Raw genomic sequence first — 14455 nt, forward strand, 5'->3', positions numbered from 1 at the left:
CGCACCGTTATAGGACATAATGAGGACGTTATCCTTGAAAGGAACCATTCTGGTCACCGGCGGCGCCGGCTACATCGGCTCACACACGGTGGTGCAACTGTTGGCCTCGGGTCACTCGGTCGTGGTGCTCGACAATTACTGCAACAGCTCGCCGGTCGCCCTGGAACGGGTGGCCCGGATCGTCGCCGACGAGACGGGGACGCCGGCACGGTTGACGACGGTCGAGGGCGATATCCGGGATCGCGCGACGCTGGACCGGCTTTTTGCCGCCCATCGCATCGATGGCGTGGTGCACTTCGCCGGCCTCAAGGCGGTGGGCGAGAGCGTGGCTCAACCGCTGGCCTATTACGAGAACAACGTCGCCGGCACTGTCACGCTGTGCCAGGCCATGCAGGCCGCGGAGGTGTTCCGGCTGGTGTTCAGCTCCTCGGCCACCGTGTACGGGGAGGACGCTCCAGTGCCCTACCTGGAGACGCTACCGCGCGGCAGGACCTCCAACCCCTACGGCAGCAGCAAGTCGATGGTCGAACAGGTCCTGACCGACCTGTGCGTAGCCGACAGTCGCTGGTCGGTGGCGCTGCTGCGCTATTTCAACCCGATCGGCGCCCACCCCTCCGGCCTCATCGGCGAGGACCCGCAGGGGATCCCGAACAACCTGATGCCTTTCATCGCGCAGGTGGCCATAGGCCGCCGCACTGAGCTGTCGATCTTCGGCGACGACTACGACACGCCCGACGGCACCTGCCAGCGCGACTACCTGCACGTCGTCGACCTCGCGATAGGGCACCTTCGCGCACTGGACGCCCTGACCTTTCCCGGCGTCAGAGCATACAACCTGGGCACCGGCAACGCCTGCTCGGTGCTGGAGATGGTCGCCGCCTTCGAAAAGGCTTGCGGCCGTCCGGTGCCGTACCGCTTTGCGCCGCGACGCGCCGGCGACCTCGCCGCGTTCTGGGCGGACCCTTCGAAAGCGGCCGAGGAGCTGAACTGGCGGGCCGAGCGCAGCCTCGAGGAAATGATGGTCGACACCTGGCGCTGGCAGTCGACGAATCCCGACGGTTACTGCAGTTGAAGACACTATCCGCCACCGGCCAGCACTGCCTGGGGGCCTGTTCGCCACCTGCATCGGCGTGATGCTATACGGCCTGTTCCGAACCGCTCCACCGCCCGACCTGTTCCAGCAATCCGACAAGGCGCTGCACCTGATGGCGTTCGCCGCCCTCACCCTGACGGGGCGGGCGGCGCTCGCGCGCCTGCCCGCGGCAGCCTTCTGGAGTCTGTTCCTGGTCCTGGGGCCCATTGCGGAACTGGCGCAGCACTGGCTGCAGCCGGTTCGCACCTTCAGCCTCGCGGATGCGCTGGCCAACCTGACGGGCGTGCTGCTCGCCGCCGGATTCTGGTGGTTGTGGCGCCGGCGGCCGCCGGCGCTTCGCTGAACAGGGCACGCCATCCGACTGGGGAGCCGGGCCGGTCAATCGCTACGAACCGCCTCCCGCACCGCCCGGGAGGCATAGCAAGGAGTACGGAAAAGATGCGAAAGATGGTGTCAGCCCTGCTTATGGCGACCGCGGTCATTTCATTTGCCGGCTGCGCCGAAGCGGCGACCGGGAACACAGTCGCCGGCCAGGCCGAAGCCCCGGCACGGGCTTCTCAGATTGTCATCGAGGGCACGAACAGCCTGGAGGACGCGACCCGGATCAATGCCGCCATCGCGGCGAGTCCCGAAGGCTCGGAGGTCCTGTTTCGCGGGCGCTTCCTGATCAACGAGACAATCCGCCTGCTCGGCAACCGCTCTTACCGCGGTGAAAGCCGGGCCGGGACGGTCCTGCAGCAGGCGGACGGCGCAAACCTGGATGCGCTGGTCGTGACCTCGGGCTTTCGCGACAACAAGCCCTGGACGGGCCAGCCGGTATCGGTCAGCCACCTGCAGCTCGACGGCAACCGCCGGCACAACACCCAGAGCGAGACGACGGGGCTGGTCCTGCGTGCCTGGCTGAGTATCGTCGAGGACATGCACATCAAGGACATGGGCGGCGACGGCCTGCGCCTGACCAACCGCAGCGCCGACGGCACGGGACTCGACACGAGCCAGGTCAACGGCCGGATCAGCAACTCCTTCATCGAGCGCTCGGGCCGGCACGGTATTTTCGTGGAAGACTCCCAGAACCGGGTGACCGACTGGATCCTGAGCGACAACTGGATCGCGGGCACCGGCATGGACGGCATTCACCTGGGCAATGCGGCCGGCTGGTACGTGGTACGCAACCACATCTACGGCGTGTCGCAGAACGCGATCTACGCCAAGCGACTGTTCGGGACGTCGATCACCGACAACTACATCGAGGGCTTTGGCGAAAAGGACAGCAAGGGTGTCTGGTACGGGATCTACGGGACCCTCCAGGGCAGCGTGGCCTCGACCATCGCGCGTAACCGTATCTTCAACGTCCACGGCGCGCAGCGGGAGGGCTCCGGTAACCGCTACCTGGCGCTGACCGTAAACGCCGGCACCGCCATGGCCGTGGTGACCGGCAACGCGATCCGGGGCGCGGGGACGCCGAGCGGAACCGGACTGTACTTTGCGGCGCCCGGCAAGCGTAAGTTGATACTGACCTCGACTGGAAACGCCGTCGAAAACGTCGCTACCAAGCGCCTGCTGGACGGCGATGTAACGCTGAGCTCGGGATTGTAAGGCGGGCCTAGGGCGCCGGCGCCTCCGCCGACCGGCGCCGGCGGTCGGGGTTGCGATGATGGTTCGCCAGCACCGCAACCGCGCACAGCACCACGAAGGTCGCGGCGTTGGCCGGTATCTGCAGGTTGAAGTCGGTCACGGAGTGGATCAGCAGCGCCAGGATACCCATCGCCGCACCGAACCCGACGCCGCTGCGGTACCAGGACTCGCGGCGCCATAGCGCCCGGAATGCCTGGTACAGCGCAAGCAGCACGAACAGTGCCAGCGGCAGCAGGCCGATGGCACCGTACTCGATGGCAAACTGCAGGTAGTCGTTGTGGGCATGGTCGAAGTGCCAGCGGATATCCTCGCCCGGGTAGCGCTGGAAGGCCGCCTCGAAGCTGCCGGCGCCGCTGCCGGTCAGCGGCCGCTGCTTCAGTAGCGGCAGCGCGTAGTGGTAAACCTCGTCGCGCAGCTCGTTGGCCTGGCTGACTACCTCGCCATCGACGATCTGGTCTTCAAGTTGCGTCTCGACGAGCCGGTCCTTGAGCTTCTCGAGGCCGAAGTACTGGCTGATCACCAACACGTCAATCAGGACCAGGCTGGCCAGGATCAGGCCGTTGCGGAGGCGGTGCTCCCGGTTGAGCAGAGTGAAGAGGCCGCCAACCACCAGCAAACTGGCGAAAAAGGCGGCGTTGCCCATGCGGGAGTGCGTCATCACCAGCGCGATGACCATGATCACCAGCGCCAGCCGCAGCCGGGTTTTCGGCCCTTCAAGCAGCTCGAGGACGTAACGCCAGCGGAAGGGCCGGCTGTCGCGAAGCGCCAGCAGCAGGCCGATACCGCACGCCAGTGTCAGCTCGAGGTAGCCGGCCAGGTGGTTGCGGTTGACAAAGGTTCCGGTGGCGTTGCCGAGATAGGCGTCTTTTCGCTCGATCAACAGCCACTCGATGCCCGACAGCGTCATCAGGGTGCCGTAGAAGGCCTGCAGGGTACCGCTGACGACCAGCACGCTGAGCAGCAGCGTGAGACGACGGCGGCTGTTGAAGAGTCCCAGGACCAGGATGAACAGCATCGTATAGGCGCAACCGAGCACAAGGTACCGTACACTGGCACCGGCATCGCGACTGAGACCGAGCAACAGTTGCAGCGCGACCCACAGCTGAACCGCCAGCAACAGCAGCGCCAGCGGCCAAGCCGCTTTCATCGCACGCAGGTCGGTATTGCCGGCGCGCATCGACATCAGACACCAGGCGCCGGTCAGCAGCCCGGTCACGCAGACCAGCAGGCCCGCGGACCAGTCGCGGTCGCTGCCAAGCGGGAGCGGCAACCAGAACAGCAGCGCCAGGGTGGCGGCAACGAGCAGGGATTCGGGCAGGGTACGGGATTGGGTCATAACGGCGTCCGGCGAACTTGATCAGGCTTGAGGATATTGGATATCGACCAAACAGGAAGTGGATACTGCGCAGGTGCCAATGAATAGCACGTTAATCGAAAAACCGTTGCCAAGAAGATACACCTTAAATTAAATATAGTGTCACACTGGTGCGCCGCAGCAATATCGTAATACCGAGTTCGATTACGATCAAATTGCAAAATACCCTTGATCGACGACCACATTATAATAGGTAATTCATCCAATATCACACCGCGCACCTGTCGCGATCGGCATACAAATAGATCGACATTTTTTGAGTTATCCGCGCCTGATCAGGCGCCACCGCCGCATTTGGCAAGGATCATAGCGAAATCGGGCGGCATCTACCAAAAAACAACAAAAACAGCAAAAATCTTCAAAAATGCCGGCAACTGTTGCTTTTTGATGACTCCAAGTCCGAGCAGCCGCAGGATGAAGTCGCCTGTGCAAGCCCTGCGGCCATTCACGAATCAGGGCCTGCGCCTGCGGCGGGAGAAACTTGAACGGATCGTTAAGCCGACACTCATTTGCAGTGGTGTTAATTATAGAATAGCGGCCAAAACATATGACATCGCCTGGCAACCATTTCCGTTTTTATCGAATTGGTTGCGCAACGCACAATGAGACTTATAACCGTTTTAAACGATGGCGTCATTTGGCAAGATATACGTGCTTTTTGGGTGAAAACCGGTTTTCCAGGCTTACTGGCTGTAGTCTGGATTACCGGTTCCACAGACGAAAAGTGCTTATCGTGCCGGCAGGCATTCCGCCTGGCCGGTTATTTCACTCCCAGAAACTGGAGGAAGCACCTATGCGTAAAGCATTGACTGCTCTGGTCGTGGCGGGCGCCCTGGCGTCGACCCTGACCACCACAGTCGCCTCGGCGGCCCCGGCCGACAAAGCCGTAATGGCGGCCAACATTCCCGACACCACTCCTGGCGAAGGTACGGGTAAGGGTCAAGGCCGCGAAAACGGTACCGGTTGGGGCGTTGGCGGCACGCCGCCTTCCGCCAGCCCGCACTAAGCGATGCTGACCGCCGGGCCGGCATTCGCCGGCCCGGCTCTTGGCCTGACGTTCCGATCCGAAAGATGTCCGCAAACATGATTCCGACGCCCGTTATGCTCCGGCAGCCGACATTGCTGGCCGCCCTAGTCATCCTGCCCACAGTGGCCCTGGCCGGCGAGCCGGCCGATATCCGGCTGGGTGAAATGACGTTCACGCCGACGCTACGCCTGACCGAAACCTATGACGACAACGTCCGAGAAGCTGTCGCAGAGGACGCCGAGTCCAGCTGGGTCACCACCGTCGAGCCGACGCTGGAACTCGCGGCGCAGGACCGGCTGAACATCTACAGTCTGCGCTATGGGCTGGAGTCCGACATCTTCCACTCCAGCCACCGCGACGACAATACGGATCATCACCTGGACGCCGATGCGCACCGAATTCAGCAGCCGCCACCGTCTCGACCTGAACGCCGGCTACGACCGCGTCGAACAGGTCGCCGATAGCACCCTGTTGGGCGAAAACGACAGGTACCACAGCAGCAGCGTCGGCGCCGTCTATGGTTTCGGCATCGAATCCGCGACGATGCAACTCGAACTGGCGGTCGACCAGGAACGCAAGCGCTTCGACAACAGCGGCACCCTGAACCGGGACAAGGACCACAACAGCCGCGCGCTGAGCGCCACGGCCTATTACCGTCTCGCACCCAAGACCCGGGCACTGTTCGAAGTCGGTGCGACCGAGTTCGACTACCTCGGTTTCCCGTCATCCGGCGGTACCAACCCGGACCTCGACAGCGTCAATCACTCCTATTTCGCCGGTCTGGCCTTCGACGCCACCGCCAAGACCACCGGCAGCTTCAGGATCGGACACGAGGAAAAGGATTTCGACGATCCCGACAAAAACGACCCTGGCCTCACCGCCTGGCGCGCCGATCTGACCTGGCAGCCGCGTTCCTACTCCACCTTCCGGCTGACCGCACGCCAGGGCATCGACGAGGGCAGCATCGAAGAACAGTTCGTCGAGACCCGCACAACGGGCCTCGCCTGGAACCACCGATGGAACGCCTTCTTCTCGACGGGCCTGGCCTATGCCAGGACGAAAAAGGATTACGAAAACGCGGCCAACCGCCAGGACGACATGAACAGCTACCGCATCGGCCTGACCTGGGACCTGCGCCGCTGGGTGTCGCTGGAACTGGGCTACCGCTACCGGGAGCGCGACTCGAACGTCGACCGGGAAAACTTCGAGCGCAACCTCTACTCGGCCGGCCTGAACGTAAGCCTTTGATAAAAAGTGTTTTTTTGAATAAAACGGGGCTCAGGCCCCGTACCCTTTTCCGATAATCGCGAGTTTAGGAGAACCACATGATTGCGCGTTACCTGTCGGGCATCTGGCTATTGGCCGGCCTGTTTCTGCTGAGCGCCACCACCTGGGCGGCCGAGAACGACCAGTACAGGCTCGGCTCCGGCGATGTCATCAGCATCAATGTCTTCGGCGAAGGCGACCTGAACCTGGAAAAGGTGCGCCTCAACGACGCCGGCAAGTTCTCCTATCCGTTTCTCGGCGAAATAGCCGCCACGGGGAAAACGGCCGCCGAGCTGGAGCAGCTGCTCGTCGGCGGGCTCAAAGGCGACTACCTGGTCAATCCGCGGGTCTCGGTACGGATCCTCGAGTACCGCGAGTTCTTCGTCAACGGTGAGGTCAAGAGTCCCGGCGGTTACCCCTTCAAGCCCGGACTGACGCTGCGCAAGGCGGTCGCCGTGGCCGGTGGCTTCACGGAGCGCGCCTCCAAAAGCAAGTTCGGCCTTATCCGGGACGGTAACGACATACCTCAGGAGGCCGTGCTCGACACCCCGATCATGCCCGGCGACATCATCACTATTGAACAGAGCTTCTTCTGATTATGGATACCCAACTGATTACGCAACCGTCCTCGTTACCCGAACGGCTCCGGGAACCTGAACGTAGCCGGGATGACGAAATCGATCTGCTGCGTCTCTGGCAGCCGATCTGGCGTCGCAAATGGAGTATCGCCACCCTGACACTGGTGGTGATGATGCTCGCCGCTCTGGTGGCCCTGGCGATTACCCCGATCTACCGCGCCGCCTCGACGCTGATGATCGAAGAGCAGACCGCCCAGGTGCTGTCGATCCAGCAGGTCTACGGTCTCGACGGCAGCAGCAGCGAGTACCTGCAGACGCAATTCGAGCTGCTGAAGTCCCGCGAACTGGCCGAGCGGGTGGTCCACGAGCTGGAGCTGGACAGCCATCCGGAATTCGACCCGCGCCAGCAGTCGTCCTCCTCTTCGATCTCGGCGCCCTGCTCGACTTCAATAACTGGCTGCCGTTCACGACACCGGACGATGTCGCCGTCGAGGATCCGGAGCAGGTCGCGCTCGAGGCCTTCAACGCCGCCGTCGTCCGCTTCATGGCGCACACCCTGATCACGCCGGTACCCAAGACCCAGCTGGTCAAGGTTCAGATCGATATGGCCGATGCACCGACCGCCGCCCGGGCCGCCAACGCCCTGGCGCGCGCCTACATCGACAGCCAGCTCGAAGCCCAGGTGGAAATGACCAGCACCGCCACCAGTTGGATGAACCAGCGCTTGGCGGAGCTCAAGTCCAAGCTCGAGGAATCCGAACAGCGACTGCAGGACTTCCGCGACCAGGAGAACCTGGTCGACCTCAAGGGCGGCGCCACCGCCGTCACCGCCGGCGAACTGTCCCACACCAGCGACCGCCTGGTCGACAGCCGCCGCGACCGCGCCGTGGCGGAAAGCCAGTACCGCCAGGTTTCCGAGCTCAAGGACGGCGGCTGGAAACGGCTGGCAACGGCACCGGCGGTATTGAGCGACCCGCTGGTGCAGCAGTTCAAGGCGCAGGAAGCCCGGGCCCTGTCCAGGGTTCAGGAGCTGGCCAACCGCTACGGCCCGAAGCATCCGAGCATGATCGCCGCACGTTCCGAGCTGAATACCGCCACCGCCAACCTGCAGACGCAGGTGGAACAGGTGGTCGCCGGCATCGAGCGGTCCTACCAGCTCGCGGTCGCCAACGAAGAGGCGCTGCAATCGTCGTTCGAGCTCAACAAGGATCAGATCCAGGACATCACCCGCAAGGAGTTCAAGCTGCGTGAGCTGCAGCGCGAGGTCGACAGCAACCAGTCGCTGTACAACACCTTCCTGAACCGCCTGAAGGAGACCTCCGCCACCGCCGACCTGCAGTCCGCCAACGCCCGCATCGTCGACCGGGCCGTACGTCCCGACGAGCCGATTGCGCCGAACCGGAAACTGATCGTCGTGCTGGCCGGCCTGCTGGCCCTCGCGGTCGGCGCCTGCCTCGCGCTGGTACTGGACATGCTCAACAATACCTTCAAGAGTACCGAGGACGTCGAGGAGCAGCTTAACCTGCCGGTGCTCGGCACTCTGCCGCTGCTCAAGGACCGGCTGCAGAAGGACGTCGCCCAGTCGTTCAACCAGGGCCGCGAAACCGATCGCGCCTTCCTGGAGTCGATCCGCTCGCTGCGCACCGGGGTCGTGCTGTCGGGCCTCAACAAGGCGCAGAAGGTACTTCTGGTCACCTCGTCAATCCCCGGCGAGGGCAAGAGCTCGGTCGCCGCCAACCTGGCGGCCTCCCTCGGCCAGCTGGAGAAGATCCTGCTGATCGACGCCGATATGCGCCGCCCGACTTCGGCCAAGAACTTCGAACTGCCGGTCGGCACGCCCGGCCTCGCCAACCTGATCGCCGGCAACGCCCAGCTCGACGACTGCATCAGGCCACTGGACGGCTTCGACCTGATCAGTGCCGGCACCGTACCGCCGAACCCGCTGGAACTGCTGTCGTCGAACGCCTTCGCCAGCACGCTGGAGGAACTCGGCAAGCGCTATGACCGCATCCTCATCGACTCGCCGCCGACCCAGGCGGTCAGCGATGCCCTGATGCTGTCGACGCTCGCCAGCTCGGTGATCTACGTGATCAAGGCCGACGCCACGCCGATCCCGCAGGTCCGCAACGGCATCGGCCGACTGCTGCACAACCGGGCGCCGCTGTCCGGCGTGGTGCTGAACCAGGTTGACGTCGACAAGGCGAAGAAGAACGGCTACAGCGACGGCCTTTACTACGACTACTACGGCTACGGCAGCGATGAGGCCACCAAGGGAGGCACAGCATGATCGACCTGCACAACCACCTGCTGCCGGGCATCGATGACGGCGCCACCGACGTCGTGGCCTCGCTGGAACTCGCTCGCCTGGCGGTCGAGGAAGGTATTACGCACATGGTCTGCACCCCCATATTCATCCGGGGCGCTACGACAATACCCTTGGGACCATCGCCACGGCGCTAGGGCGTTTCAACGAGGCGCTGACCGCGGCCGGAATCCCGCTGCAGGCGGCGGCCGCGGCCGAGGTACGCTTCGGCCTCGAGCTGATGGCCGCCGTCGCCGACGGCCAGGTGCCCTTTCTCGGCGAGTGGGAGGGGAACAAGGTGATGCTACTGGAGTTTCCCCACAACGAGATCCCGTTCGGTGCCGAGCGCCTGACCCAGTGGCTGAAGGACCGCAAGATCCTGCCGATGATCGCCCACCCGGAGCGCAACAAGGCCGTGATGCGGCAACCATCCCGGCTCAGGCCCTTTCTCGAACAAGGCTGCCTGCTGCAGGTCACCGCCTCCTCGGTGACCGGTCACTTCGGCGACGGCGCCCGTGATGTCGCCACCGGGCTTCTGCGCCAGGGACGGGTGACCGTGCTGGCGACCGACGCCCACAATAGCGACCGACGCCCGCCCCGGCTACGCGACGCCGTCGACGCCGCCGAGGTGCTGGTTGGCGCCCAGCGTGCCGCGGAGTTGGTAACCCTCAATCCCTGGAAAATCGCACTGGGCCATTTCGACCGATGACTGCACCCTCGATATCTGCGCGCCGTCTCGGGCTCGGCATCGGCCTGCTGTGCGCCCTGGCGCTGGCGGTGCTGGGCGGCCGGTTGCTGATTGCCGGCATCGCCGCCCACCAGGCCCAGAGCTTTCTCGACGACTGGCGGGAACTGGGCGAGGTGCCGACGGAGACCGCCTGGGGTGTTGCCGAAGCCGCCGCCCGGCGCGCGATTGCCTTCTACCCCGGCGACAACGGCGACTACTACGACCGGTTGGGCAGGGTCTACGAGTGGCGCCAACAGGACCTGGACTTCGGCGCCCCTGAAGCCCAGGACTCGCGGGAGCAGGCGCTGGCGGCCTATCGCCAGGCGGTCGCGGTGCGTCCGGACTGGCCCGATACCTGGGTACAGATCGCCTTCGTCAAGCTGCGGCTGCTGGCGTTTGACGAAGAGTTCGACCGCGCCCTGCAGCTCGGCTTCGAGAACGGCCCCTGGCGACTGCGTATCAATCGCGGGCTTGCCACCGTCGGCCTGATCGCCTGGCCGCAATTGGACGAAGCTCAGCGTGCACAGGTGCTGACATCGGCGGCGCGCACCGTCGCCCATGACGATTATCAGGCGGTGCAACTGTTCGGCCTCAGCGATCAGATCGACCAGACGCGGCTGCTATGCGATTCACTGCCGGCAGATCTGCTCCGCCAGCGAGGGGTCTGCCTGTCGGAAGCGGACACCGAAGGTCCGCCCTGGCCGGGCAATACCTGGTAGGTGTACTGCCGGAGGCTTGAGTCAGAGCTCCTCGATGACGAAATCCGATTCCGTCTCGACGGCATAGGCGAACCTCAGTTGCCGCGCGAACTCGGCGGCGGGCATCGGTCGCGCCAGGTAATAGCCCTGGAAGCGCGGGCAGCCCAGCTGGCACAGGTATTCGTACTGCTCGATCCGCTCGACGCCCTCGGCGATCACATCGACACCGAGGTTACGCGCCATATTCAGAATGGTCTTCACCAGCAGCGAGTCCTGCCGCCCTTCCGGTATGTCCTTGACGAACTCCCGGGCGATCTTCAGTTCGGCGACCGGCAACTTTTTCAGGTAGTTCAGTGACGAATAGCCGGTGCCGAAATCGTCGATCGAGATCGCATAACCGCGATCGCGCAGCGTCTCGACCCGCTGGTGTACATGACTGGCCTGGGGCAGCAGCACCTGCTCGGTCAACTCGATGCAGATTTGCTGAGGCAGGAGGCCGGATCCGGCGAGTCTTGCATCGAGCCGGTCGATAAAGCCGTCATCGCTCAGCTGGCTGGGACAGATGTTGATCGACAGCCGCGGCAGGCAGAGGCCGTCGTGGTCCCAGCGGCTCAGCTGGGCGATCGCCTCGTCCAGTACCCATTCACCGATCTCGCCCATCAGGCCGGCCTCTTCCGCCACCCTCAGGAATGCCCCGGGCAGCAGAAGGCCCCGCTCCGGGTGGCGCCAGCGCACCAGTGCTTCGGCCCCGACCAGACTGCGCTGCTGGTCGAACTGGGGCTGATAATGCAGCTCCAGCTCCCGTTGCTGCAGCGCCTGGCGCAGCTCCTGATCGAGCTTCACCTGCTTCACCAGCTCCGCCTGCATATCGGCCTGGTAGTGACTGAAGCGCCCCTTGCCCATGCCCTTGGCATGGTACATCGCGGTATCGGCCTGCATGATCAGGGTTTCCGGCGTGTTGTCGTCCTGGGGTACCAGCGTCATCCCGACGCTGGCCGATACCCGGTGGCTGTAACTGCCGAACTGGAATGGCGGCTGCAGCAGCGCGATCACCTTGGCCGCCACCGCGCTGCCCATCGCCTGCGCCTGTTCGGCACTGTCGCAGTCACAGGGCAGCAGGATCAGGAACTCGTCGCCGCCAAAACGGCCGATGATGTCCTGCTCCCGCAGCCCGTCCCGCAGCCGGCCGGTGACGTCACGCAGCAGCTCGTCGCCGACACTGTGGCCGAGGGTATCGTTGAGGCTCTTGAAGTTGTCGAGATCGATGAACAGCAGGGCGCCGAAGTGGCCGCCGCGACGCCCTGGGCGATCTGCTGGCGCAGATTTTCGTGAAAAAGGTCCCGGTTCGGCAGTCCGGTCAGAGAGTCGTAGTAGGCCAGCCGACGGATCTGCTCCTCGGCCGTGCGCTGATCGGTGATATCGCTGTAGCTGGCGACATAATGACTGGTTGAGCCGGACGCCCCCTTGACCGCCGTGATGCTGGCACGCAACAGGCGTTCGCTGCCGTCACGGTGCAGATTCCAGATCTCGCCCTGCCAGTAACCACGTTCGGCTACCCGCTGCCAGAGCCGCCGATAGAAATCGTGATCGTGGCGCCCGGTGCGGAATATTCTCGGATTGCGGCCCTGCACCAGGCTCTGGGGGTAGCCCAGCAACCGCTCGAAAGCGCCATTGACGCGGCGAATATCGCCATGCACGTCGGTAATCAGGATGGCATCCTGGCCTTCGAACGTAGCCGCCGCCAGGCGCAGCTGTTCCTGCCCCTGCCAGCGTTCGGTAATGTCCTGAGCCACGATCGACAGGTACTCCGCCTCGCCCTGGTCATTCTGTATCCAGTCGCTCTGAAGCTCGATATGACGGCGGTGACCGGCCACCGGCTCCAGTTCGCATACCAGTGGCTGGGACGAAGCGCCCCGGCCATGGACCCAGAAACCGATCCTGGCCGCCACTTCTTCCTGACAATGGGGCAGCAGCCGGGCGACGAAGGCTTCGACCGAGGCCCGGGCGCCCAGCTCGTCGTCGCCAATCAGCTTGCAGAAAGGTACGGACCAGTGATGTCGCTGTTCCCGCGGATACCAGACCCAATGGCTCAGGCCGGCAATGCGCTTGGCCTCGGCCAGCAGGGAGTTGCTGATCGCCAGCTGACGCGTCTGCTCCGCCACCTGCAGCTGCACATGATTGCGCTGGCCGGCCAGCACCAGGATCAGCCAGCAGTAGACTCCGGACAGCAGGAAACCGCCGCTGAGCAGATAGAACAGCGCCCAGGGCGTTTCGATGAAGTCGTTGCGGGCATACTGCACCAGCTCCCAGGCACGTTCGCCCAGCCGGACTTCGGAACGCACCAGGATCGGCAGGTCATTGCCTGCTACTGCCTGCTCCAGCTCAGCGGGGGCGAAGCCGTCGCCGCCGCTGAACAACAGCCGCCGCTTCCCCGGAGCTTCAGGGTCCAGCAGGGCCACGGCCGTCTTGGCGGGAATCGCCTGACCGATACTCTGCTGTGCCAGATCCCCCAACCGCAGCGCGAGGGTCGCGAACCCCTGAGCTGCTGCCAGTCGGGCGCAGACCCATCCGCGGGCCCGTCCGCGAAGACCGGCAGGAAAACGAGCACGCTGGCCTGGCCGTCGGTCTCCGTCACCAGCCGCAGTGCCGTCGTGGGCACCGGCCGCCCCGAATCCAGGGCCTGCCGCAACGCGCTTTCCCGCGACGGGATCGAAAGCACATCGAAACCCAGCGCGGCACGGTTCTGCTGCGCCGGTTCGACGAAGGCGGCGACGACGTAACGGGGGCGCTCGGCCGCCCGCACCAGGCCGCCCGTCGGGCCCCGTTCGGTCAGCATAAAGGGACTGCCGTGGAGCTGCTGCATCCGCTGCTCGAAACCGGCCCGCTCTTCCAGCCCGACCACCGGGTTCCAGGACAGCCCCTGCAGCCCGGGATTGAAGCCGAGCAGCTCCCGGGTGAAGCGCTCGAAAGTCGACGGCGTGATCTGCGGCGTCGTCTGCACGAAGCCGCGCAGCGCATGCAGGGCATCGACAGCGGAGTCCAGCGAAGCCTGCAGCGAACGCCGTTGCACTTCGGCGAACTGGACGAACGTGCTCTGCTGATGCTGCTGCTCGTTATGGCTGATGGCGCGAAAGGCGGCGAGGGCAACGAGAGAGATGACCAGCAGGGGAACGGCAACCCGCCGGATCGGCGGCATCCAGCTTTCGCGCAGCGGCTTGAAAAGCACCAGCATCAGCGGCAGCACCAGGATGACGCCCAGGGTGTCGCCCAGCCACCAGGTAAAGAGGGTGCCTCCCAGCTGCGAGGCGTCGATCCGCCCGGCGGCCAGCATCGTCAGCGGGCCGATCAGGCCGTTGACGACACTGGCCAGGGGCCCGTCAGCAGCAGAAAACGTATGACCTGTCCCGGCTCGTGCAGCTTCAGTGGATGGCCGATCAGGCGCCTCACCAGCCAGGCACCGACCTGCGCCTGAAGTGCCGCTCCCAGGCCGATCAGCAGGGGTACGTGGAGCGCCTGTTGCCAGTCCGGCGATTGCTGCATGGCGATATAGACATGCAACAGGCAGGAGCCGAGGAAAACGCCGTACAGCGCCCGTCTGCCGTACTGCAGCGTCATGCCCAGTGCGATGCCCGCCGGCAGCCATAGCAGGCTGGCGAAGCTGGGCTTGATCGCGATCGTCAGCCCCAGGGCACCGGTGATCAGATAGGCGAGGCAGGTGCCGAGTCCGGGCATCAGGTTTCGAACGGATGGCATC

16 protein-coding genes and 2 pseudogenes are annotated in these 14455 nt (G+C 64.4%); 12 read left to right on the forward strand and 6 right to left on the reverse strand.

Annotation, left to right across the window (positions count from 1 at the left end; genetic code table 11):
* Window positions 1–34 precede the first annotated feature (34 nt).
* The 3 genes from galE to ACFQDL_RS11035 all read left to right on the forward strand — a co-directional run bounded on the left by galE (window position 35) and on the right by ACFQDL_RS11035 (window position 2689).
* A complete protein-coding gene (galE, locus tag ACFQDL_RS11025) occupies window positions 35–1072 on the forward strand; it encodes a UDP-glucose 4-epimerase GalE (protein WP_379909066.1) in 1038 nt (345 codons plus the stop codon).
* Between the two features lie 61 nt (window positions 1073–1133).
* On the forward strand, window positions 1134–1436 hold the full coding sequence (locus tag ACFQDL_RS11030; RefSeq protein WP_379909067.1) for a VanZ family protein: 303 nt from the start codon (window positions 1134–1136) through the stop codon (window positions 1434–1436).
* Between the two features lie 95 nt (window positions 1437–1531).
* Entirely contained in the window at window positions 1532–2689 is a 1158-nt protein-coding gene (locus tag ACFQDL_RS11035; RefSeq protein WP_379909068.1) for a right-handed parallel beta-helix repeat-containing protein, read from the forward strand.
* Window positions 2690–2696: 7 nt separating this feature from the next.
* Here ACFQDL_RS11035 and ACFQDL_RS11040 read toward each other — a convergent pair whose 3' ends face one another.
* Entirely contained in the window at window positions 2697–4064 is a 1368-nt protein-coding gene (locus ACFQDL_RS11040) for an O-antigen ligase family protein (RefSeq protein ID WP_379909069.1), read from the reverse strand.
* 207 nt (window positions 4065–4271) lie between these two features.
* On the opposite strand from ACFQDL_RS11040, the gene ACFQDL_RS11045 reads away from it, so the two are divergent.
* The 9 genes and pseudogenes from ACFQDL_RS11045 (at window position 4272) to ACFQDL_RS11085 (ending at window position 10722) form a co-directional block, all read left to right on the forward strand.
* Window positions 4272–4709 carry a hypothetical protein gene (locus tag ACFQDL_RS11045; protein ID WP_379909070.1) on the forward strand — a complete coding sequence of 146 codons (438 nt, stop codon included), beginning with the start codon at window positions 4272–4274 and terminating at the stop codon, window positions 4707–4709.
* A 187-nt stretch (window positions 4710–4896) separates the two neighbouring features.
* Window positions 4897–5109, forward strand: a complete 213-nt coding sequence (locus tag ACFQDL_RS11050; RefSeq protein ID WP_379909071.1) for a hypothetical protein — start codon at window positions 4897–4899, stop codon at window positions 5107–5109.
* 113 nt (window positions 5110–5222) lie between these two features.
* Entirely contained in the window at window positions 5223–5594 is a 372-nt protein-coding gene (locus ACFQDL_RS11055) for a hypothetical protein (RefSeq protein WP_379909072.1), read from the forward strand.
* Entirely contained in the window at window positions 5518–6378 is an 861-nt protein-coding gene (locus tag ACFQDL_RS11060; protein ID WP_379909073.1) for an outer membrane beta-barrel protein, read from the forward strand. Before ACFQDL_RS11055 ends, ACFQDL_RS11060 begins: the two co-directional genes overlap by 77 nt.
* A gap of 77 nt (window positions 6379–6455) precedes the next feature.
* The gene (locus ACFQDL_RS11065) at window positions 6456–6992 is read left to right on the forward strand and encodes a polysaccharide biosynthesis/export family protein (protein ID WP_379909074.1); all 537 of its coding nucleotides are present in this window, start codon (window positions 6456–6458) and stop codon (window positions 6990–6992) included.
* A gap of 2 nt (window positions 6993–6994) precedes the next feature.
* Window positions 6995–7534 (forward strand): Wzz/FepE/Etk N-terminal domain-containing protein, encoded by a 540-nt coding sequence (locus tag ACFQDL_RS11070; protein ID WP_379909075.1) that lies wholly within the window; start codon window positions 6995–6997, stop codon window positions 7532–7534.
* Window positions 7519–9261, forward strand: a complete 1743-nt coding sequence (locus ACFQDL_RS11075) for a GumC family protein (RefSeq protein WP_379909076.1) — start codon at window positions 7519–7521, stop codon at window positions 9259–9261. The genes ACFQDL_RS11070 and ACFQDL_RS11075 overlap by 16 nt, the downstream gene beginning before the upstream one ends.
* Window positions 9258–9985: pseudogene (locus ACFQDL_RS11080) on the forward strand (tyrosine-protein phosphatase). The gene ACFQDL_RS11075 and the pseudogene ACFQDL_RS11080 overlap by 4 nt, the downstream one beginning before the upstream one ends.
* On the forward strand, window positions 9982–10722 hold the full coding sequence (locus ACFQDL_RS11085) for a hypothetical protein (protein WP_379909077.1): 741 nt from the start codon (window positions 9982–9984) through the stop codon (window positions 10720–10722). The pseudogene ACFQDL_RS11080 and the gene ACFQDL_RS11085 overlap by 4 nt, the downstream one beginning before the upstream one ends.
* 21 nt (window positions 10723–10743) lie before the next feature.
* Here the strand turns inward: ACFQDL_RS11085 and ACFQDL_RS11090 are convergent, their stop codons facing one another.
* The 5 genes and pseudogenes from ACFQDL_RS11090 to ACFQDL_RS11110 all read right to left on the reverse strand — a co-directional run bounded on the left by ACFQDL_RS11090 (window position 10744) and on the right by ACFQDL_RS11110 (window position 14454).
* Window positions 10744–11640: a putative bifunctional diguanylate cyclase/phosphodiesterase gene (locus ACFQDL_RS11090; RefSeq protein WP_379913017.1), complete on the reverse strand. Its 897-nt coding sequence runs from the start codon at window positions 11638–11640 to the stop codon at window positions 10744–10746.
* Between the two features lie 6 nt (window positions 11641–11646).
* A pseudogene (locus tag ACFQDL_RS11095) lies at window positions 11647–11940 on the reverse strand (diguanylate cyclase domain-containing protein); the annotation flags it as partial.
* The gene (locus ACFQDL_RS11100) at window positions 11823–13160 is read right to left on the reverse strand and encodes a PAS domain-containing protein (RefSeq protein WP_379913019.1); all 1338 of its coding nucleotides are present in this window, start codon (window positions 13158–13160) and stop codon (window positions 11823–11825) included. The gene ACFQDL_RS11100 and the pseudogene ACFQDL_RS11095, both read right to left, overlap by 118 nt.
* Window positions 13067–14032, reverse strand: coding sequence for a CHASE domain-containing protein (locus ACFQDL_RS11105; RefSeq protein WP_379909078.1), 966 nt, complete (start codon window positions 14030–14032; stop codon window positions 13067–13069). Before ACFQDL_RS11105 ends, ACFQDL_RS11100 begins: the two co-directional genes overlap by 94 nt.
* A gap of 14 nt (window positions 14033–14046) precedes the next feature.
* The gene (locus ACFQDL_RS11110) at window positions 14047–14454 is read right to left on the reverse strand and encodes an MASE1 domain-containing protein (RefSeq protein WP_379909079.1); all 408 of its coding nucleotides are present in this window, start codon (window positions 14452–14454) and stop codon (window positions 14047–14049) included.
* Window position 14455 lies beyond the last annotated feature (1 nt).

The organism is Marinobacterium aestuariivivens (assembly GCF_042661465.1).
Taxonomy (GTDB): Bacteria; Pseudomonadota; Gammaproteobacteria; order Pseudomonadales; family Balneatricaceae; genus Marinobacterium_A; species Marinobacterium_A aestuariivivens.